1 protein-coding gene (only partly in view) is annotated in these 24,032 nt (G+C 71.5%); it reads right to left on the reverse strand.

Annotated features, from left to right (window positions below; translation table 11 throughout):
* Positions 1 to 24,032: the 3' portion of a type I polyketide synthase gene (locus tag JEK78_RS00445; RefSeq protein WP_200262100.1), read on the reverse strand. The gene runs 5,776 nt beyond the window's last position; the window shows 24,032 of its 29,808 coding nt (coding positions 5,777–29,808); its start codon lies off the right edge, out of view; its stop codon occupies positions 1 to 3.

The raw sequence follows: 24,032 nt of genomic DNA on the forward strand, positions 1-24,032 counted from the left end.
CTACAGCCCGAGCTCGGAGTCGAGCAGGGCGAACATCTCGTCGTCGGACGCCGTCTCCAGGTCGATCCCGCCGTCACCTGTGTCTCCCTTGCGCAGCTCCACCCACTTGGTGCGCAGCACCTCCAGGCGGCCGGCGACCTGCTGGTGGAACCGTTCGTCGAGGGCGCCCGCAGCGTCGGCGAACGCCGCTTCGATGCGGTCGAGTTCGGCGAGCAGGGCCGGTGTTCCCTGCGCGGGTTCGCCGATCTTCAGCTCGGAGCGGAGCAACTCGACCAGGTCGTTCGGGGTCGGGTGGTCGAACACCAGCGTGGCGGGCAGGCGCAGACCGGTGACCGTGCCGAGACGGTTGCGCAGCTCGACGGCGGTGAGGGAGTCGAAGCCCAGCTCCTGGAACTGGCGCTCGGGTTCGATCTCCTCACCGACGCCGTGGCCGAGCACTTCGGCGACCTGACCCCGGACGACCTCCAGCAGCATCGCCGTACGCTCGTCCTCCGTGAGCTTCGCCATCCGGCGCACCAGAGAGTCGGCGGTCTCCTGTCCGGCGACGGCCCGCTTGGACTTCGTCCGGACGAGACCGCGCAGCAGTGGCGCCGGCTCGCCCAGGTCCCGCAGCACCGCCAGGTCCAGGCGGGCCGGGAGCAGGACCGGCAGCCCGGTGCCGAGCGCCGCGTCGAAGAGGCGTATGCCCTGTTCCTCGGTGAGCGCGGGCAGGCCGCCGCGGGCCAAGCGTGCCGCGTCCTGCGCGGTGAGCATGCCGGTGTCCCAGGCGCCCCAGGCCAGCGAGACGGCGGGCCGTCCTTCGGCCCGGCGGCGGGCGGCGAGGGCGTCGAGGAACGCGTTGCCCGCCGCGTAGTTCGCCTGCCCCGGGTTGCCGAGCGTGCCCGCGACCGAGGAGAACAGCACGAAGTGGTCGAGGTCGCCGGCGAGTTCGTGCAGGAACCAGGCCGCGTCGGCCTTCGGCTGGAGCACCGGGTCGATGCGGTCCAGCGTCAGCTGCTCGATCGTGGCGTCGTCGAGGACACCGGCGGCGTGCACGACCGACCTGACCGGGTGCCGGTCGAGCAAGGCCCTCAGGTCGTCCCGGTCGGCGATGTCGCAGGCGACCACCGTCACGGTCGCGCCGGCCGCCTCCAGTTCGCTGACGTCGGCCTCGCCCTTGCGGCTGGCCAGCACCAGCTCGGTGACGCCGTGCTGGTCCACCAGGTGCCGGGCGATGATCCGGCCGAGCGCGCCGGTGCCGCCGGTGATGAGGACGGGCCCGGTCCAGGTCTGCTCCTCCTGCGGCTGCGGCGCGGGGGCCAGCCGTCCAGCCAGAACCTCCCCGTCGCGGATGACGACCTGCGGTTCCTCGACGGCGACGGCCTGGCGCAGCACGGCGAGCGACGAGCGCCGGTCGTCGAGGTCGAGGAGGCCGAAGCGCCCGGGGTGTTCGGACTGCGCCACGCGCACCATGCCCCATACGGCGGCGCCCACCACGTCCGGGACATCCCCGTCGGCTGCGGCGATGGCACCCCGTGTGACGAACACCAGCCGTCCGGACCGTTCGGCGGTCAGCCACTCCTGAGTGTTCACCAGTGCGTCGGACACCGCCGCGTGCGCCGAGTCCACGACGTCCTCGGAGGGGGCGACGACCTCGACCAGCACCACGTCCGCGTCCGCGGCGGCGATGTCCGGGTGGACCCGGCCGCCGACGAAGCTGTCCGCAAGGCCGAAGGCGTCCTCACCGGCGACCGCGACCGGCTCGTCGAAGGCGGTGTTCGCCGCGATGGGCGTCCAGTTCAAGGTGAACAGCGAGTCGCGCCCGACGCCGGAGCCCGCCAGCTGCTGTGCGGAGACCTCCCGCACCACCAGGGACTCCACTTGGGCGACCGGAGTGCCGGACGAGTCGGCGAGGGCTATCGACATCGCCCCGCTCTCGTCGCGCTTCATCCTCACCCGTACCGCCGAGGCACCGGTGGCCTGCAGCGAGACGCCCTCCCACGAGAAGGGCAGCGCAGCGGATCCGCCGCTCCCGCCCCGCTCCTCGCCGCCGAGCAACGCGGTGTGCAGGGCGGCGTCGAGCAGCGCCGGGTGCAGGCCGAACCCGCCGGCTTCCGTTCCCTCGGGCAAGGCGACCTCGGCGTACACGGCACCGGCCGCCCGCCACGCCCGCCGCAGCCCCTGGAACGCCGGCCCGTAGCCGAAGCCGACCTCGGCGAACTGGTCGTACACGCCGTCGAGGTCGATGGCCTCGGCGCCGGCCGGCGGCCACTCGACGGTGCCGGACCCGAGGTCGGACGCGGGGTCCGACGGGGCGGGCACAACGCCCGTGGCGAGGAGGCCGGTGGCGTGCTCGGTCCAGGGCAGGTCCGTGTCCTCGGGCCGCGAGTAGACCGTCACGGTACGTCGGCCGTCGTCGTCGGCGATGCCGACGGACACCTGCACCTGGACACCGCCCTGTTCGGGCAGGACCAGCGGCGCGGCCATCGTCAGCTCCTCCACGGTGTCGCAGCCCAACTCGTCACCGGCGCGCAGCGCCAGCTCGACCAGCACGGCACCGGGCACCAAGGCCCGGCCCATGATCACGTGATCGGCAAGCCAGTGGTGCGTACGCAGCGAAAGCCTGCTCGTGAACAAGTGGCCTGCGGAACCGGCGAGTTCGATGGCCGCACCGAGCAGCGGGTGTACGACACCGCGCAGACCGGCGGCCCGTACGTCGCCCGCGCCTTCGGCGACCTTGGGCCAGTAGCTCTGCCGCCGGAAGGCGTAGGTGGGCAGATCGATGAGCTTCCCGCCCGGGTAGAAGGACGTCCAGTCGACATCGGCACCGCCGACATGCAGCCGCGCGAGGGCGGTCAGCGCCGCGGTCTCCTCCGGCTTGTCCTTGCGCAGGACCGGGATCGCCACCGCGTCGGCCGCGTCCTGGGCGACCATCGCGGACAGCACACCGTCCGGGCCGATCTCCAGGAAGGCGACGTCACCCAGTGCCTGGACGTTGTCGTGGAAGCGGACCGCCCCGCGGACATGCCGCACCCAGTACTCGGGGTCGGTCACATCTCCCGACGTGCTGAACGGGATGCCCGGGGCCTCGAAGTTGATGTCCTCGACCACCTCGCGGAAGTCGTCGAGCATCGGGTCCATCAGCGGCGAGTGGAAGGCGTGGGACACACGCAGCCGCTTGAACTTCCAACGCCCGGCGATCTCCAGCACCTCGGCATCATCGCCCGCGATGACCACGGAGACCGGGCCGTTGACGGCGGCGATGGAGACCTTGTCGGTCAGATGCGGCAGCACTTCGGCCTCGGAGGCCATGACCGAGACCATCGCGCCACCGGCGGGCAGTTCCTGCATCAAGCCGGAACGGGCCGTGACGAGGAGGCACGCGTCCTCCAGGCTCAGCACACCCGCGACATGCGCCGCCGCTATCTCACCGATGGAGTGACCGGCCAGATGATCGGGCCTCACACCCCACGACTCCACCAACCGGTACAGCGCCACCTGAAGCGCGAACAACGCAGGCTGCGTGTAGCCCGTCCGGTTCAGCAACTCCTCGTCCTCACCCCACACCACCTCACGAAGCGCCGGGTCGAGATGGACGAGTACGGCGTCGAAGGCCTCCGCGAACACCGGGAAGCGGTCGTACAATTCCCGTCCCATACCGAGCCGTTGCGAGCCCTGCCCCGAGAACAAGAAGGCGAGGGGCTTGCGGGCGACCGCGCCTCGGGCGAGTTCCACCCCGTCGAGCAGGACTGCGCGGTGGCTGAACCTCGATCGGGCGGTGAGCAGCGAGTGGCCAATGTCGATCGGGTCGCCGTCGAGTTCCCGGACCCGCTCGATCTGGCCCGACAACGCCGCCTCGGTCTTGGCGGACACCAGCCACGGGACGCCTCGCACGGGCCCGGTGTCTTCCGGGGCGGCCGGGGAGTCCACTGCGGGTTCCCGCTCCAGGATGACGTGCGCGTTGGTGCCACTGATGCCGAAGGAGGACACGGCCGCGCGCCGGGGGCGGTCGACCTCGGGCCACTCGGTGGTGTCGGTGAGCAGGTCGACGGCGCCTTCCGTCCAGTCCACGTGCGACGAAGGCGTGTCCGCGTGCAGTGTCCTGGGCAGGATGCCGTGCTGCATCGCCTGCACCATCTTGATCACTCCGGCGACGCCGGCGGCGGCCTGGGTGTGACCGATGTTCGACTTGATGGCTCCGAGCTTGAGCGGTACGTCGCGGTCCTGGCCGTAGGTCGCCATCAGGGCCTGCGCCTCGATCGGGTCGCCCAGTGTCGTACCGGTGCCGTGGGCCTCGACGGCATCGACGTCCGCGGTGGACAGACCGGCGCTCGCGAGAGCTTGCCGGATCACCCGCTGCTGCGACGGACCGTTCGGCGCGGTCAGACCATTCGACGCACCGTCCTGATTGACCGCCGACCCCTTGACCACGGCGAGGATCCGGTGTCCGTTACGCACCGCATCCGACTGCCGTTCCAATACGACGATGCCGGCGCCCTCGGCCCAGCCCACGCCGTCCGCGCCGTCGCCGAACGCCTTGCAGCGGCCGTCCTCGGACAACCCGCGCTGTCGGGAGAACCCGACGAACGAGCCCGGCGTGGACATCACGGTGACACCGCCGGCGAGGGCGAGGGTGCACTCGCCGGAGCGCAGCGCCTGCATCGCCCAGTGCATCGCGACCAGCGACGACGAGCACGCCGTGTCCACGGACACCGACGGGCCCTCCAGCCCGAGCACATACGAGACTCGACCGGACACCACGCTCGGCGAGGCGCCGGTGCTGCCGTAACCCTCGGTGTCGGAGCCGCCGATCAGCTGCGTGTAGTCGTTGTACATGACGCCGGCGAACACACCGGTCCGGCTGCCCCGCAGCGACACCGGGTCGACGCCCGTGCGCTCCAGGGCCTCCCACGCCGTCTCCAGCAACAACCGCTGCTGGGCGTCGGTCGACAGTGCCTCGCGCGGGGACATCCCGAAGAACTCTGCGTCGAACTGGCCGGCGTCGTGCAGGAAGCCGCCGGAGCGGGTGTACGACGTGCCGGGGTGGTCGGGGTCGGGGTGGAACAGGGTGTCCAGGTCCCAGCCTCGGTTCGTCGGGAACGGCGTGATGGCATCCGTGCCGTCGAGCACCAGCTGCCACAGCTCTTCGGGGGTCGTGACCCCGCCGGGGTAGCGGCAGGCCATGCCGACGATGACGATCGGGTCGTCGGACAGGGCCGCAGCGGACACGGCGGGCAGGTTGTCCGCCGAGGCCTGAGCGCCGAGGAGTTCGTCCTTGACGTAGGCCGCGAGCTGGTGGGCGGACGGGTAGTCGAACACCACGGTGGCGGGCAGCTTCAGTCCGGTGACCGCGGTGAGGCGGTTGCGCAGCTCGACCGCAGTGAGCGAGTCGAAGCCCAGTTCCTGGAAGGCTCGCTCCGGGTCGACGGCGGCGGTGGTGTCATAGCCGAGGACCACGGCGACCTCGCCGCGCACCAGGTCCACGAGCGCCGCGGTGCGGCCCGCCTCGTCGAGGGCGGACAGCCGCTGGACGAGACCGGATGCGGTCTCCGCCCCGGCGATCCTGCGGCGCGACCTGACGCGGATCAGACCGCGCAGCAACGGCCGCACGGCTCCCTCGGCCTTGAGGGCCGCGAGGTCGAGTTCGACCGGCAGCACGGCCGCCGTGTCACTGCCTACGGCGGCGTCGAACAGTTCCACGCCGCGTTCGGCGCTGATGGCGGGCATGCCCGAGCGGGCCATGCGCTCGGCGTCGTCCTGAGCCGGCATGCCGGTCTCCCACGCACCCCAGGCAAGGGACACCGCGGGCAGCCCTTCCGCCCTGCGCCGGACGGCGAGGGCATCGAGGAAGGCGTTGCCCGCCGCGTAATTGCCCTGCCCGGCGTTGCCGAAGACACCGGCCGCACTGGAGAACAACACGAACTGCGCGACATCACCGACGAGTTCGTGCAGGTTCCAGGCCGCATCGGCCTTCGGCCGCAGCACGCTGTCGAGACGCTCCGGGGTCAGCGAGGCGACCACACCGTCATCAAGCACACCCGCGGCATGGACGACGGAGCGGACCGGGTGCCGGTCCAGGAGCCCGGCGAGCGCGTCCCGGTCGGCGATGTCGCAGGCGACCACCGACACGCTCGCCCCGGCCGCCTCCAACTCGCTCACATCAGCCTGGCCGGTGCGGCTGGCCAGGACGAGCTCCGTCACACCGTGCCGCTCGACCAGGTGCCGGGCAATGATCCGGCCCAGGCCACCGGTACCGCCCGTGATGAGCACAGGACTCTCCCAGCCAGCCGCCTCCTGGGCGGGATGCGCCCGGGCCAGGCGGGCGGCGAGTACCTTGCCGTCGCGGATCACCAGTTGCGGCTCGTCGAGGTCGAGCACCGCGAGCAGCGTCGCGAGCGAGGAATCCTCGGCGTCGAGGTCGATCAGGCCGAAGCGGTCCGGGTGCTCGGACTGCGCCGAGCGGACCAGACCCCAGGCGGCGGCGCCGGCGAGGTCGTCGCCGTCGACCGCGCCCCGGGTGACGAACACCAGGCGGCCGTCGCGGTCGTCGGCGATCCACTCGTGCAGCAGCCCCAACACCTGGCGGGTGGTGCGGTGCGCGCCGGCCGCGCCGGGCTCGCTGGACAGCGGCACCAGCACGACCGACGTGTCGGCGAGCGTGAGCCGGCCTTCCACCCGGCCGACCGACAGCCCGAGCACGTCGGGGCCGAGAACGCTGACGCTCCGGCCCGCCTCCGCGGGCGGCACGGCGACCGGCGTCCACTCGACGGCGAAGAGCGCGTCCTGGCGGCGGGCACCGGTCTCCTCGTGGGTGACCTCCCGCACCACCAGCGACTCGACCGAGGCGACGGCGTTGCCCGCCGGGTCGGCTAGCGCGATCGACGTTCCGGCGGCGTTGCGGGTCAGACGCACCCGCAGGGCGGAGGCGCCGGTCGCGTGCAGGGAGACGTTCTCCCACGCGAACGGCAGCCCGGCGGTGCCGCTCTCGTCGAGCAGCAAGGCGTGCAGGGCCGCGTCGAGCAGGGCAGGGTGCAGTCCGTACGGCGTGACGTTGACATCGTCGGGCAGCGCCACCTCGGCGTATGTGTCGTCGCCGATCCTCCATGCCGCCTTCAGGCCCCGGAAGGGCCCACTGTAGGTGAACCCGACCCCGGCGAAACGGTCGTAGCAGTCCGTCACGTCGAGCGGCTCGGCGCCGGCCGGCGGCCACACGCTCGTGTCGAAGTCGATCCGACGCTCGCCACCGGCCAGCGCGCCGGACACGACCTGCGTCCACGGCACGTCCACGGCCTCGGCGGGCCGGGCGTGCACGGTGAAGGTACGACGGCCCGACTCGTCCTCGGCGGACACCCGTGTCTGCAGGGCGAGGCCCCCAGTCTCCGGAAGGATCACCGGCGCGGACAGCGTCAGCTCCTCCAGACGGTCGAGCCCGAGTTCGTCGCCGGCCCGCACGGCCAGTTCGACGAGGGCCGCACCCGGCACCATGACGCTGCCGTTCACGACGTGGTGGGCCAGCCATGGGTGGGTGCGCAGGGCGAGGCGGCTGGTGAACAGGAAGCCCTCGCCGTCGGCGAGTTCCGCCGAGGCGTTCAGCAGGGGGTGCCCGAGGGCCACCAGGCCGATGCCCGACGCGTCGTCACCGCCGATGCGTACGGCGGGCCAGAACACCTGGTGCTCGAAGGCGTAGGTGGGCAGGTCGATCGGCCTGCCGCCCGGGTAGAAGGACGTCCAGTCGACGGGGGTGCCGTGGACGTGCAGGGTGGCGAGGGCGGTCAGCGCCGCGGTCTCCTCCTGCTTGTCCTTGCGCAGGACCGGGATCGCGACCGCGTCGGCCACGTCCTGGGTGACCATCGCGGACAGCACACCGTCCGGGCCGATCTCCAGGAAGGTCGCGTCGGCGAGAGCCCGGACGTTGTCGTGGAAGCGGACCGCGTCCCGGACGTGGTTCACCCAGTACTCGGCCTCGGTCACATCGCCGGACGTCGCGAAGGAGATCTGCGGCTCACGGAACTCGATCTCGCCGATCGCCTCCCGGAAGTCCTCCAGCATCGGGTCCATCAGTGGCGAGTGGAAGGCGTGCGACACCCTCAGCCGCTTCGACTTCCAACGCTCAGCGATCTTGAGGACTTCGGCCTCGTCACCGGAGATCACCACGGACGTCGGGCCGTTGACTGCGGCGATGGAGACGTTGTCGGTCAGATGCGGCAGCACTTCGGCCTCGGAGGCCATGACCGAGACCATCGCACCACCAGCGGGCAGTTCCTGCATCAAGCCGGAACGGGCCGTGACCAACAGGCACGCATCCTCCAGGCTCAACACACCCGCGACGTGCGCCGCGGCGATCTCGCCGATGGAGTGACCGGCCAGATGATCGGGCCTCACACCCCACGACTCCACCAACCGGTACAGCGCCACCTGAAGCGCGAACAGAGCGGGCTGGGTGTAGCCGGTCTGGTTCAGCAGCTCCTCGTCCTCACCCCACACAACCTCACGCAGCGCAGGGTCGAGGTACATCAGGGCGTCGTCGAACGCCTCCGCGAACACCGGGACGCGGTCGTACAACTCCTTTCCCATACCGAGCCGTTGCGAACCCTGACCGGAGAAGAGCAGGGCGAGGGGGCGACCGGAGCGGGCCCGGCCTCGGGCCAGTTCGATGCCGTCCAGCAGGACCGCACGGTGGTCGAAGAGCGTACGGCTGGTGAGCAGCGAGTGGCCGATGTCGACGGGGTCGCCGTCGAGTTCACGGACCCGGTCGATCTGGCCCGACAGAGCCGCCTCGGTCTTCGCGGACACCAGCCACGGCACGTCGGAGGTGGGGGCCTCGACAGCCGTTGCCGGTGCGACGGGTGCTTGTGCGACCGGCTGCTCCAGGATGACGTGTGCGTTCGTGCCGCTGAGGCCGAACGACGAGACACCGGCCCGGAGCGGGCGCCCGACGGTCGGCCAGCCGGTCGGTTCGCCGATCAGCTCGACGGCGCCCTCGCTCCAGTCGACGTGTGCCGACGGCTCGGTGACGTGCAGCGTCGGCGGGAGCACACCGTGCTCAAGCGCCTTGACCATCTTGATGACACCCGCGACGCCCGCGGCCGCCTGAGTGTGGCCGATGTTGGACTTCACCGACCCCAGGTAGAGCGGTACGTCGCGGCCCTGGCCGTAGGTCGCCATCAGGGCCTGCGCCTCGATGGGGTCGCCGAGCGTCGTACCGGTGCCGTGCGCCTCTACGGCATCCACGTCCGCGGTGGACAGACCTGCGGATGCGAGTGCCTGCCGGATGACGCGCTGCTGCGACGGACCGTTCGGCGCCGTCAGCCCGTTGGAGGCACCGTCCTGGTTGACGGCCGAGCCCTTGACGACGGCCAGGATCCGGTGACCGTTGCGGATGGCGTCGGACTCGCGCTCCAGCACCAGCAGGCCGACGCCCTCCGACCAGCCGACACCGTCGGCACTGTCCGAGAACGCCTTGCAGCGGCCGTCCTCGGACAGCCCGCGCTGCCGGGAGAAGCCGACGAAGGCGCCCGGCGTGGACATCACGGTGACACCGCCGGCGAGGGCGAGGGTGCACTCGCCGGAGCGCAGCGCCTGCATCGCCCAGTGCATCGCGACCAGCGACGACGAGCACGCCGTGTCCACGGACACCGACGGGCCCTCGAAGCCGAACGTGTAGGACACGCGGCCGGACGCCACGCTGGGCGAGGTGCCGGCGCCCTGGTGCCCCTCGGCGTCGGCCTCCAGGATCTGGGCATAGTCGGAGTACATGACACCGGCGAACACACCGGTCCGGCTGCCCCGCAGGGACGTCGGGTCGATGCCGGTGCGCTCCAGGGACTCCCAGGTCGTCTCCAGGAGCAGCCGCTGCTGCGCGTCGGTGCCGAGCGCCTCACGCGGGGACATCCCGAAGAACTCGGGGTCGAAGAGGCCGGCATCGTGGAGGAAGCCGCCGGAGCGGGTGTATGACGTGCCGAGGTGGTCGGGGTCGGGGTGGAACAGGGTGTCCAGGTCCCAGCCCCGGTTGGTCGGGAACGGGGTGATGGCGTCGTCGCCGTTGACCACCAGGTTCCAGAGGTCCTCTGGCGAGTCGACTCCGCCGGGGAAGCGGCAGGCCATGCCGACGATGACGATCGGGTCGTCGGTGGTGGACACAGGTGCGGGCGGGAACTCGGCGGTGTCCGCCACGGAGCCGAACAGTTCGGCGTGCAGGTGGTCGGCGAGGGCCAGTGCGGTCGGGTAGTCGAACACGAGCGTCGCGGGCAACTTCAGGCCCGTGGCCGCCGTCATCTGGTTGCGGAACTCGACCGCCGTGAGCGAGTCGAAGCCGAGGTCCTGGAAGGCCCGCGTGGAGTCGACCGCGTCGACACCCGCGTGGCCCAGCACCTGCGCCGCCTGGGCGCACACCAGGCCGACCAGTTCGGTGCGGCGTGCCGCAGGGTCGAGGGCGGCCAGGCGTGCGACCAGCGAGGACGCGGCCTCCGAGCCCGCGACGGCCCGGCGTGCCTTGGTGCGGACGAGTCCGCGCAGGAGGGGGACGACGGTGGCGTGACCGCGCAGCGCCGGAAGGTCCAGCCGCACGGGAAGCACCAGGGGTTCGCCGGTTGCGAGCGCCGCGTCGAACAGTTCCACGCCGCGTTCGGCGCTGATGGCGGGCATGCCCGAGCGGGCCATGCGCTCGGCGTCGTCCTGAGCCGGCATGCCGGTCTCCCACGCACCCCAGGCAAGGGACACCGCGGGCAGCCCTTCCGCCCTGCGCCGGACGGCGAGGGCATCGAGGAAGGCGTTGCCCGCCGCGTAATTGCCCTGCCCGGCGTTGCCGAAGACACCGGCCGCACTGGAGAACAACACGAACTGCGCGACATCACCGACGAGTTCGTGCAGGTTCCAGGCCGCATCGGCCTTCGGCCGCAGCACGCTGTCGAGACGCTCCGGGGTCAGCGAGGCGACCACACCGTCATCAAGCACACCCGCGGCATGGACGACGGAGCGGACCGGGTGCCGGTCCAGGAGCCCGGCGAGCGCGTCCCGGTCGGCGATGTCGCAGGCGACCACCGACACGCTCGCCCCGGCCGCCTCCAACTCGCTCACATCAGCCTGGCCGGTGCGGCTGGCCAGGACGAGCTCCGTCACACCGTGCCGCTCGACCAGGTGCCGGGCAATGATCCGGCCCAGGCCACCGGTACCGCCCGTGATGAGCACAGGACTCTCCCAGCCAGCCGCCTCCTGGGCGGGATGCGCCCGGGCCAGGCGGGCGGCGAGTACCTTGCCGTCGCCGATCACCAGTTGCGGCTCGTCGATGGCAAGGGCCGCCGCGATCAGGTCGGCGCCGGTCGCGGCACGAGCCTCGTCGTCGGCCGCGCCCACAAGGTCGATCAGACCGAAGCTGCCGGGGTGCTCGGACTGCGCCGACCGCACCAGGCCCCAGACGGCCGCACCGACGAGGTCGCCGCCGACCGTGGCGTCACGGGTGACGACGACGAGCCTGCCGGGCCGCTCTGCGGCGATCCACTCCTGCAGCGCGGCGAGGACACGCACGGTGGCGGTGTGCGCCGCCCCCACCACTGCACCGTCGCCGTCACCGCCTCCCTCGCCGCCGACGGGCAGGAGTACGACTCCGGCCTCGGTGTCGCCCGGGGACGCCACCGTCTCGAAGCCGAGTCCGAACGGGTCGTCGCCGAGGACCGCCACGGAGCCGTCCGGCACCGCGCCCTCGGTGTCGACGGGCACCCATTCGACGCCGAAGAGCGCGTCGCGGCCGATGTTCGGGGCGCCGAGCCGGTCGGCGGCGACCGGGCGGACGACGAGGGAGTCGATCGAGGCGACCGGCGTGCCGGTGGGGTCGGCGAACGCGAGGGTGCGGGTCGTGCCGGACGCGTCCCGGGCCATCCTGAGGCGCAGCCGCGATGCCCCGGTGGCGTGCAGGCTGACGCCCGCCCAGCTGAACGGCAGCCCGGCCTCGGCCGTCTCGTCCAGCAGCGCGGCGTGCAGGGCCGCGTCGAGCAGCGCCGGGTGCAGCCCGTAGCCGCCCGGGGCGGCGTCGTTGGGCAGGGCGAGTTCGGCGTACACCTCCTCGCCCAGACGCCATGCCGCCCGCAGCCCCTGGAAGGTCGGCCCGTAGGCGAAGCCCGCGTCGGCGAAGCGGTCGTAGCAGTCCTCATGGTCCATCGCGACGGCGCCGGCCGGCGGCCACACGGTGCAGTCGAAGTCGCCCGGGGGCCGCTCTCCCGTCGAGAGCACACCGGAGGCGTGCTGGGTCCATGGCTCCTCGACGTGGGCCTCCGGCCGGGCGTGCACGGTGAAGGTACGGCGACCCGCCGCGTCCTCGGCGGCCACCCGCAGCCGGACCTGCACACCGCCACGGTCCGGCAGGGCAAGCGGCGTCACGAGGGTCAGTTCGTCGACGCGGCCGCAGCCGACCTCGTCACCTGCACGCAGCGCGAGCTCGACCAGCACGGCCGCCGGTACCAGGCGGTGGCCCATGATCTCGTGTTCGGCGAGCCACGGGTGCGTGCTCGTCGAGAGCCTGCTGGTGAAGACGACGCCTTCGTCCTCGGCCAGTTCGACGGCCGCGCCCAGCAGTGGGTGCTCCATGCCGACCAGGCCCAGGCCGGTGGCGTCGTGCTTCGGGCTCGCCGGGGCGGGCCAATAGCGTTGGCGCTGGAAGGCGTAGGTGGGGAGGTCGACGCGGGTGCCGCCCGGGTAGAAGGACGTCCAGTCGACGGGGGTGCCGTGGACGTGCAAGGTGGCGAGGGCGGTCAGGGCCGCGGTCGGCTCCGGCTTGTCCTTGCGCAGGACCGGGATGCTCACTGCTTCAGGTGCGTCCTGGGCGACCATCGCGGACAGGACGCCGTCCGGGCCGATCTCCAGGAAAGTCACATCGCCCAGAGACCGGACGTTGTCGTGGAAGCGGACCGCGTCCCGGACATGGTTCACCCAGTACTCGGGGTCGGTCACATCGCCGGTGGTCGTGAAGGGAATCTGCGGGGCGTGGAAGGTGACGCCGTCCAGCATCTCCCGGAAGTCGTCCAGCATCGGGTCCATCAGCGGCGAGTGAAAGGCATGCGACACCCTCAGCCGCTTCGACTTCCAACGCGACGCGATCTCCAGCACCTCAGCCTCGTCACCGGCGATGACCACCGATGCCGGGCCGTTCACGGCAGCGATCGACACCTTCTCCGTCAGGTGCGGCAGCACCTCGGCCTCGGTCGCCTGGACCGCCACCATCGCACCGCCGACCGGCAGTTCCTGCATCAGGCTGGAGCGCGCCGTGACGAGGAGGCACGCGTCCTCCAGGCTCAACACACCCGCGACATGCGCCGCCGCTATCTCACCGATGGAGTGACCGGCGAGATGGTCGGGCTCAACGCCCCACGACTCCACCAACCGATACAGAGCCACCTGAAGCGCGAACAGAGCAGGCTGCGTATAACCGGTCTGGCTCAGCAGCTCCTCGTCCCCACCCCACATCACCTCACGCAAAGCCGGGTCCAGATGGACGAGTACGGCGTCGAAGGCCTCCGCGAACACCGGGAACCGGTCGTACGACTCCCTTGCCATCCCAAGGCGTTGCGAACCCTGACCCGAGAACAGGAACGCGAGCGGCTTACGGACAGCCACGCCCCGGGCGAGCTCGACTCCGTCGAGGATCACGGCACGGTGGTCGAAGGTCGTACGCGTGGTGAGCAACGAGTGCCCGACGTCCACCGGGTCACCGTCGATCTCCTTGACCCGTTCGACCTGCTCCCGCAGCGCCGCCTCGGACTTCGCGGACACCAGCCACGGCGCCGATTGGCCGCGTGGTCCTTCCGCAACCGGCGCCTCCACGAGCGGCTGCTCAAGAATCACATGCGCGTTGGTGCCGCTGACACCGAACGACGACACCGCCGCGCGACGCGGCCGGTCGACCGAGGGCCATTCGGTGGCACTGTCGAGAAGCTCGACCGCGCCCGCCTCCCAGTCGACGTGGGACGACGGCTGGTCCACGTGCAACGTCCTGGGCAGAACCCCGTGCTCCAGCGCCTTGACCATCTTGATGATGCCCGCGGCGCCCGCGGCCGCCTGGGTGTGGCCGATGTTGGACTTCACCGACCCCAGGTAGAGCGGTACGTCGCGGTCCTGGCCGTAGGTCGCCATCAGGGCTTGGGCCTCGATGGGGTCGCCCAGTGTCGTTCCTGTGCCGTGGGCCTCAACGGCGTCGACGTCCGCGGTGGACAGACCGGCACTCGCGAGAGCCTGCCGGATCACCCGCTGCTGCGACGGACCGTTCGGCGCCGTAAGGCCGTTGGACGCACCGTCCTGGTTCACCGCCGAGCCCCGCACCACCGCCAGGATCCGGTGACCGTTGCGCACCGCGTCCGACTGACGCTCCAGCACCAGCAGACCGACGCCCTCGGCCCAGCCCACGCCGTCCGCGCCGTCGCCGAACGCCTTGCAGCGGCCGTCCTCGGACAGCCCGCGCTGTCGGGAGAACCCGACGAACGCTCCCGGCGAGGCAAGGACCGTGACACCGCCGGCGAGGGCGAGGGTGCACTCCCCCTGCCGCAGCGACTGCGCCGCCAGGTGCAGCGCCACCAGCGACGACGAGCACGCGGTGTCGACCGTGACCGCCGGGCCCTCGAAGCCGAACGTGTAGGACACCCGGCCCGAGACCACGCTCGGTGAGCCGCCGGTGCCCTGGTAGCCCTCGGCGTCACCGTCGAGCATCAGGGAGTAGTCGTTGTACATGACGCCCGCGAAGACGCCGGTCCGGCTGCCCTTCAGCGAGGTCGGGTCGATGCCCGCGCGCTCCAGCGACTCCCAGGTCGCCTCCAGCAGCAGGCGCTGCTGCGCGTCGGTGCCGAGCGCCTCACGCGGGGACATACCGAAGAACTCGGGGTCGAACTGGTCGGCGTCGTGCAGGAAGCCGCCGGAGCGAGTGTACGACGTGCCGACGTGGTCGGGGTCGGGGTGGTAGAGGGCGTCGAGGTCCCAGCCGCGGTTCTCCGGGAAGCCGGTGATCGCGTCGGTGCCGTCCAGCACCAGGTCCCACAGCTCCTCGGGGTTGGTGACCCCGCCCGGGTAGCGGCAGGCCATGCCGACGATCACGACCGGGTCGTCCGCCTGGGCCGTCGCCGCCACCGGGACCGGTACGGCCGGTGCGTCCGTGCCGAACAGCTCGTCCTTGAGGTGGGCGGCCAGTACGGCGGTGGTCGGGTAGTCGAAGGTCAGCGTCGCGGGCAGCCGCAGTCCGGTGACCGCGCCGAGGCGGTTGCGCAGCTCGACCGCCATGAGGGAGTCGAACCCGAGGCTCTGGAACGCCTTCGCCGGGTCGACGCCGTCGGCGCCCGCATGACCCAGTACGGCGGCGACTTCGCCGCGCACCAGGTTCACGAGCTCGTAGAGGCGAGCGGTGTCCTTCAGTGCGCCGAGTCGGCGGGTGAGGCTCGACGCCGTCTCGGAGCCGGCGATCGCACGCTGGGTGCGGGTGCGGATCAGGCCGCGCAACAGCGGGCGGATCTCGCCGTGGCCGCGCAGGGCCGGGAGGTCGAGCCTGAGCGGCAGGAGTGCGGCTTCGCCGGAGGCGATCGCCGTGTCGAAGAGCGCGAGGCCCTGTTTGGGGCGGAGCGGCGGGGTGCCGGCTCGTGCCATGCGTTCCGCGTCGGCGTCCGACAGCATGCCCGTTCCGCTCCACGCGCCCCAGGCGAGCGAGACGGCCGGCAGGCCGCTGGCCTTGCGGTGGGCGGCCAGGGCGTCCAGGAAGGCGTTGCCCGCGGCGTAGTTGGCCTGCCCTGCGGCGCCGAAGGTGCCGGCGGCGCTGGAGTAGAGGACGAACGCGGCGACGTCCTGGGCGAGTTCGTGCAGATGCCAGGCCGCGTCGATCTTCGGACGCAGAACGGCCTCCAGCCGCTCCGGCGTCAGTGACTCCACCACACCGTCGTCCAGCACACCCGCCGCATGCACCACCGAACGCACGGGGTACCGCTCCAGCAGATCCGCCACCGCGGCACGATCCGCCACATCACAAGCCACGACCGACACCCTCGCCCCGGCCGCCTCCAGCTCACTCACGTCCGCCGCCTCACCCCGGCGGCTCACCAACACCAACTCATCCACACCATGCGCCTCGACCAGATGACGCGCGATCACCCGACCCAGACCACCCGTACCACCCGTCACCAGCACCGGCCCTTCGAGCCGCACCGGCTCAGAGGTGACCTCGACGGACGCGCGGGCGAGGCGTGCCGCGAAGGCCTCGCCGCCCCGGATCCTGAGCTGAGGCTCCTCGCCGGTCAGCGCGCCCGCGGGGACGTCGGTGTCGGTGTCGACCAGCACGAACCGGCCCGGATGCTCCGACTGCGCCGACCGCACCAGACCCCACACCGCCGACGCCGCCAGATCACCCTCACGCGTCACGAAGACAAGGCGCTCGGCACGGTCTTCCGCGATCCACCGCTGCACCAGGGCGAGCGCGCGGGCCGCCTCGGCGTGGGCGGAGCCGACGACGTCCGCGCCTCCGGTGATCTGCACGATCTCGGCGTGCCCGTCGGCGCCGTCCGGCAGTGCGACCGGCACCCAGTCGAGACGGAACAGGGAGTCACGGCCCGCCCGGCCGATCTGCTCGGCGGACACCGCACGCGTCATCAGCGCACCGATCGTGGCCACAGGCGCGCCGGTGGAGTCGGCGACGGCGACGCGCCAGGCGGAGCCGGTACGGGTCAGCCGGACCCGCACCGACGAGGCACCGGTGGCGTGCAGCGACACGTTCTCCCACGAGAAGGGCAGACCGGCCTCGCTGGCCTCGAAGAACCCGCCGGCGTGCAACGTCGCGTCGAGCAGCGCCGGGTGCACGCCGAACGCCGAGGCATCCACGTCCTCCGGCAGCGCGACCTCGGCGAACACCTCGTCACCACGCCGCCACGCCTTCCGCAGCCCTTGGAAGACCGTGCCGTAGTCGAACCCGGCCTCGGCGAACCGCTCGTAGGCCCCGGCGATGTCCAGGGGTTCGGCGGCCGGCGGCCACGCGGTGGCGTCGAAATCGTCCGCGTGCGTGCCGACCGTGAGGAAACCGTCAACGTGCCGCGTCCACGGGGCGTCCTCGCCGTCGGGCCGCGAGAAGACCTCCACGGTGCGCCGCCCCGACTCGTCCGCCGTACCGACGGACACCTGCAACCGCACCGCGCCCCGCTCCGGCAGCACCAGCGGTGCGGCGAGGGTCAGTTCGGCGACGCGGTCGCAGCCGACCTCGTCCCCGGCACGCAGCGCGAGCTCCAGGAACGCGGTGCCGGGCAGCAGCACCTGCCCGAAGACGCTGTGGTCGGCGAGCCACGGGTGCGTACTCAGCGAGATCCTGCTGGTGAACAGGTGCCCGTCCGAGCCTGCGACATCGACCGCCGCACCGAGCAGTGGGTGCTCCACGGCGGTGATGCCGACCGCCCCCACGTCACCCTTGCGGCGTGCGGTGGCGGGCCAGAAGACCTGGTGTTCGAAGGCGTAGGTGGGCAGGTCGACGCGGGTGCCGCCCGGGTAGAAGGACGTCCAGTCCACGGGGGTGCCGTGGACGTGCAGGGTGGCGAGGGCGGTCAGCGCCGCGGTCTCCTCCGGCTTGTCCTTGCGCAGGACCGGGATCGCCACCGCGTCAGTCGCGTCCTGGGCGACCATCGCGGACAGCACACCGTCCGGGCCGATCTCCAGGAAGGTCGCGTCGGCGAGAGCCCGGACGTTGTCGTTGAAGCGGACCGCGTCCCGGACGTGGTTCACCCAGTACTCGGCCTCGGTCACATCGCCGGACGTCGCGAAGGAGATCTGCGGCTCACGGAACTCGATCTCGCCGATCGCCTCCCGGAAGTCCTCCAGCATCGGGTCCATCAGCGGGGAATGGAAGGCATGCGACACCCTCAGCCGCTTCGACTTCCAACGCGACGCGATCTCCAGCACCTCAGCCTCGTCACCCGCGATGACCACGGACGCCGGGCCGTTCACGGCAGCGATGGAAACCTTCTCGGTCAGGTGCGGCAGCACCTCCTCCTCGGAGGCCACCACCGAGACCATCGCACCACCATCAGGCAGCTCCTGCATCAGACTGGAGCGCGCCGTAACCAGGAGGCACGCGTCCTCCAGGCTCAACACACCCGCGACATGCGCCGCCGCGATCTCACCGATGGAGTGACCGGCGAGATGGTCGGGCTCAACGCCCCACGACTCCACCAACCGATACAGGGCCACTTGCAGCGCGAACAGAGCGGGCTGGGTGTAACCGGTCTGATTCAGCAGCTCCTCGTCCTCGCCCCACATCACCTCACGCAGAGCCGGGTCCAGATGGACGAGTACGGCGTCGAAGGCCTCCGCGAACACCTGGAACCGGTCGTACAACTCCCGCCCCATCCCCAGCCGTTGCGAACCCTGACCCGAGAACAGGAACGCGAGCGGCTTACGGACAGCCACGCCCCGGGCGAGTTCCACACCGTCCAGCAGCACCGCACGACGGTCGAACAACGTACGCGTCGTCAGCAACGAGAACCCTACGTCCACCGGATCCCCGTCAAGACCCTTGATACGTTCGATCTGGCCCGACAGCGCCACCTCAGACCTGGCGGACACCAGCCACGGCACACCACCGACGGCCTCCATGTCCGGGGCGACCGACATCTCCCCGGCCGGCTGCTCAAGAATCACATGCGCGTTGGTGCCGCTGACACCGAACGACGACACCGCCGCGCGACGCGGCCGGTCAACTGAAGGCCACTCGACAGGACCGCCCAGCAGCTCCACCGACCCCGACTCCCAGTCCACCTGGGACGACGGCTCCTCCACATGCAGCGTCGGCGGAAGCACCCCGTGCTCCAGCGCCTTGATTATCTTGATGATGCCCGCGACACCCGCAGCGGCCTGGGTGTGGCCGATGTTCGACTTCACCGAGCCCAAGTACAGGGGCACATCGCGGTTCTGGCCGTACGTAGCGAGCAGTGCCTGCGCCTCGATCGGGTCGCCCAGTGTCGTACCGGTGCCGTGTGCCTCGACCGCGTCCACGTCGGAGGTGGACAGGCCGGCGCTCGCGAGAGCCTGCCGGATGACGCGCTGCTGCGAGGGACCGTTCGGCGCGGTCAGACCGTTCGACGCACCGTCCTGGTTGACCGCCGAGCCCCGCACCACCGCCAGGATCCGGTGGCCGTTGCGGACGGCGTCCGACTGACGCTCCAGGACCAGCAGGCCGACGCCCTCACCCCAGCCCGTGCCGTCCGCGCCGGCGCCGAACGCCTTGCAGCGGCCGTCGGCGGACAGGCCGCGCTGGCGGGAGAACTCGACGTAGGTGGTGGGGGTGGACATCACGGTGACACCGCCGGCGAGGGCGAGGGCGCACTCCCCCTGCCGCAGGGCCTGTGCCGCGAGGTGGAGCGCCACAAGCGACGACGAGCACGCGGTGTCGACCGTGACCGCCGGGCCTTCGAAGCCGAACGTGTAGGACACCCGGCCGGAGGCGACGCTGCCGGCGCTGCCCTGGCCCTGGTGGCCCTCGAAGTCGTCCCCGTCCAGGAGGGAGGCGTAGTCGTTGTACATCACGCCCGCGAACACGCCGGTCGCGCTGCCGCGCAGGGACGTCGGGTCGATGCCGGTGCGTTCCAGCGCCTCCCAGGTCGTCTCCAGGAGCAGGCGCTGCTGTGAGTCGGTGGCTAGGGCCTCACGCGGGGACATGCCGAAGAACTCGCGGTCGAACGCGCCCGCTTGGTGCAGGAATCCGCCGGAGACGGAGTACGTCGTGCCGAGGTGGTGGGGGTCGGGGTGGTAGAGGGCGTCGCGGTCCCAGCCCCGGTTGGCCGGGAACTCGGTGATGGCGTCGACGCCGTCGGCGACGAGCCGCCACAGGTCCTCGGGGGAGTTCGCTCCGCCGGGGTAGCGGCAGGCCATGCCGACGATGACGATCGGGTCGTCGGTCGTCGACAGCGGCGCGGGGAGCAGCCCGGCGGTGTCCCGGTCGGCGTCGAACAGCTCGTCCGCGAGGTGGGCGGCCAGGAGGGCGGCGGTCGGGTAGTCGAAGGTCAGCGTCGCGGGCAGCCGCAGTCCGGTGACCGCGCCGAGGCGGTTGCGCAGTTCGACCGCGGTGAGGGAGTCGAAACCGAGGCTCTGGAAGGCGCGATCGGGGTCGACAGTGCCGGCGCCCGCGTGGCCGAGTACAGCGGCCACCTCGATACGCACCAGTTCCAGCAGCGATTCCAGGCGCGCTTCCGCGGAGAGTGCGTCGAGCCGTCGTACGAGGGACGCGGCGGTGGCCGAGGCAGCGGTCCGCTTGGTGCGGGTCCGGATGAGTCCGCGCAGGACGTCTGGGATCTCGTCGCGCGCACGCAGGGCTGCGGTGTCGAGGCGCAACGGCAGCACGAGCCCGCCGCCGACGGCGAGGGCGGCGTCGAACAGCTGGACGCCCTGGTCAGGGGTGATCGGCGGCAGGCCGGACCTGTTCAGCCGCTCGGCGTCAGCTCCGTCGAGCATGCCGGTCCGGTCCCAGGCGCCCCACGCCAGGGACAGGCCCGGGAGGCCGAGAGCGCGACGGTGGGCGGCGAGGGCGTCGAGGAACGTGTTGCCCGCGGCGTAGTTGGCCTGTCCGGCCGTACCGAAGACGCCGGACGACGAGGAGTAGAGGACGAACGCGGCGACGTCCTGGGCGAGTTCGTGCAGATGCCAGGCCGCGTCGATCTTCGGACGCAGAACGGCCTCCAGCCGCTCCGGCGTCAGTGACTCCACCACACCGTCGTCCAGCACACCCGCCGCATGCACCACCGAACGCACGGGGTACCGCTCCAGCAGATCCGCCACCGCGGCACGATCCGCCACATCACAAGCCACGACCGACACCCTCGCCCCGGCCGCCTCCAGCTCACTCACGTCCGCCGCCTCACCCCGGCGGCTCACCAACACCAACTCATCCACACCATGCGCCTCGACCAGATGACGCGCGATCACCCGACCCAGACCACCCGTACCACCCGTCACCAGCACCGGCCCTTCGAGCCGCACCGGCTCGGCGGGGGCGGTGAGGCGGACGACGCGCGGGACGCTCACCACCCCGTCACGGATCCGGAGTTGCGGCTCGGCGCCGCTGAGTACGCCCGCGTGCAGCGCGCCGCCAGTATCGGCGTCGGTGTCGACCAGCACGAACCGGCCCGGATGCTCCGACTGCGCCGACCGCACCAGACCCCACACCGCCGACGCCGCCAGATCACCCTCACGCGTCACGAAGACAAGGCGCTCGGCACGGTCCTCCGCGATCCACCGCTGCACCAGGGCGAGCGCGCGAGCGGCGAGCTCATGGGCCGACGCGACGACGTCGCCGTCGCTCACCAGGTACTCGACCACGGCGTCGGCGTCGGCGTCGGGGGCTGCGGGCGGCGCGATCGGGGTCCAGTCCAGGCCGAACAGCGAGTCGGTGGTGGAGGCGAGCTGCTGTGCCGAGACGGCGTGGGTGAGCAGGGAGTCGACGGAGGCGACGGGTGCTCCGGCCGTGTCGGCGAACGCGAGGGACAGGGTGTTGTCCCCGCTGGTAGTGAGGCGCACCCACAGAGCGGTCGCGCCCTCCGCGTGCAGCGAGACGCCCTCCCACGAGAACGGTACGGCTCCCTCGGTGCGCTGCCGCGCGAAGGCCACCGCGTGCAGGGCGGCGTCGAGCAGCGCCGGGTGGATGCCGAAGGTGCCGGGCTCCACGCCGTCGGGCAGCGCGACCTCCGCGAACACCTCGTCACCGCGCCGCCAGACAGCACGCAGGCCCTGGAAGACCGGGCCGTACTCGAAGCCACGGTCCGCGAAGGCGTCGTAGCAGCCCTCGATGTCGACCCGTTCGGCACCGGCCGGCGGCCAGACGGCGGCGTCGAAGTCCGCTGTCTCCGCGGCCGGGGCGAGGAAGCCGGTCGCGTGCTCGGTCCACGGCTGGTCGGCCGCGTTCTCGGGCCGGGTGTGCACGGCGACGGGCCGGCGTCCGGCGGTGTCGGCGGTGCCGACGCGCAGTTGGAGCTGGATCGCGCCCTCGACGACGAGCGGCACGGACAGGGTCAGTTCCTCGACCCGGCCGCAGCCGACCTCGTCCCCGGCACGCAGCGCGAGTTCGACGAGCGCGGCGCCGGGCAGGAGGGTTCGGCCGTGAAGCGTGTGGTCGGCGAGCCAGGGGTGGGTGCGGGACGACAGCCGTGAGGTGAACAGGAACCCGTCCGATCCGGCGAGTTCGACGGCCGCGCCGAGGAGGGGATGGCCGACGGAGTCGAGGCCGGCGGACCGCACGTCCGACGTGCTCGACGCCTCGGGCCAGAAGCGCCGGCGTTGGAAGGCGTAGGTGGGCAGGTCGACGCGGGTGCCGCCCGGGTAGAAGGACGTCCAGTCGACGGGGGTGCCGTGGACGTGCAGGGTGGCGAGGGCGGTCAGCGCCGCGGTCTCCTCCGGCTTGTCCTTGCGCAGGACCGGGATCGCCACCGCGTCAGTCGCGTCCTGGGCGACCATCGCGGACAGCACACCGTCCGGGCCGATCTCCAGGAAGGTCGCGTCGGCGAGAGCCCGGACGTTGTCGTGGAAGCGGACCGCGTCCCGGACGTGGTTCACCCAGTACTCGGCCTCGGTCACATCGCCGGACGTCGCGAAGGAGATCTGCGGCTCACGGAACTCGATCTCGCCGATCGCCTCCCGGAAGTCCTCCAGCATCGGGTCCATCAGCGGGGAATGGAAGGCATGCGACACCCTCAGCCGCTTCGACTTCCAACGCGACGCGATCTCCAGCACCTCAGCCTCGTCACCCGCGATGACCACGGACGCCGGGCCGTTCACGGCAGCGATGGAAACCTTCTCGGTCAGGTGCGGCAGCACCTCCTCCTCGGAGGCCACCACCGAGACCATCGCACCACCATCAGGCAGCTCCTGCATCAGACTGGAGCGCGCCGTAACCAGGAGGCACGCGTCCTCCAGGCTCAACACACCCGCGACATGCGCCGCCGCGATCTCACCGATGGAGTGACCGGCGAGATGGTCGGGCTCAACGCCCCACGACTCCACCAACCGATACAGGGCCACTTGCAGCGCGAACAGAGCGGGCTGGGTGTAACCGGTCTGATTCAGCAGCTCCTCGTCCTCGCCCCACATCACCTCACGCAGAGCCGGGTCCAGATGGACGAGTACGGCGTCGAAGGCCTCCGCGAACACCTGGAACCGGTCGTACAACTCCCGCCCCATCCCCAGCCGTTGCGAACCCTGACCCGAGAACAGGAACGCGAGCGGCTTACGGACAGCCACGCCCCGGGCGAGTTCCACACCGTCCAGCAGCACCGCACGACGGTCGAACAACGTACGCGTCGTCAGCAACGAGAACCCTACGTCCACCGGATCCCCGTCGAGCTCCCGGACCCGCTCGACCTGTCCGCGCAGCGCCTCCTCGGACTTCGCGGAGACGATCCACGGCGTCCTGGCAGGGGTGGTGTCCGTGGTCGCCGGTTCGGTGGCGGCGGGGCCCTGTTCGAGGATGACGTGCGCGTTGGTGCCGCTGACGCCGAAGGACGAGACACCGGCCCGGCGGGGGCGGTCGGCGGTCGGCCACGCGGTCCGCTCGACCGCGAGTTCCACCGCTCCGGCGGACCAGTCGATGTGCGACGAGGGCTGGTCGACGTGCAGGGTCTGCGGCAGTGCGCCGTGCTGCAGCGCCAGGACCATCTTGATGACACCGGCGACGCCGGCGGCGGCCTGGGTGTGGCCGATGTTGGACTTCACGGAGCCGAGCAGGAGGGGCTGTTCGCGGTCTTGGCCGTAGGTGGCCAGCAGTGCCTGCGCCTCGATCGGGTCGCCCAGTGTCGTACCGGTGCCGTGTGCCTCGACAGCGTCCACGTCGGAGGTGGACAGGCCGGCGCTCGCGAGAGCCTGCCGGATGACGCGCTGCTGCGAGGGACCGTTCGGCGCGGTCAGACCATTCGACGCACCGTCCTGGTTCACCGCCGAGCCCCGCACCACCGCCAGGATCCGGTGGCCGTTGCGGACGGCGTCCGACTGACGCTCCAGGACCAGCAGGCCGACGCCCTCACCCCAGCCCGTGCCGTCCGCGCCGTCGGCGAAGGACTTGCAGTGGCCGT

This window comes from Streptomyces sp. HSG2, from assembly GCF_016598575.1.
In the GTDB taxonomy this organism is placed as follows: Bacteria; Actinomycetota; Actinomycetes; order Streptomycetales; family Streptomycetaceae; genus Streptomyces.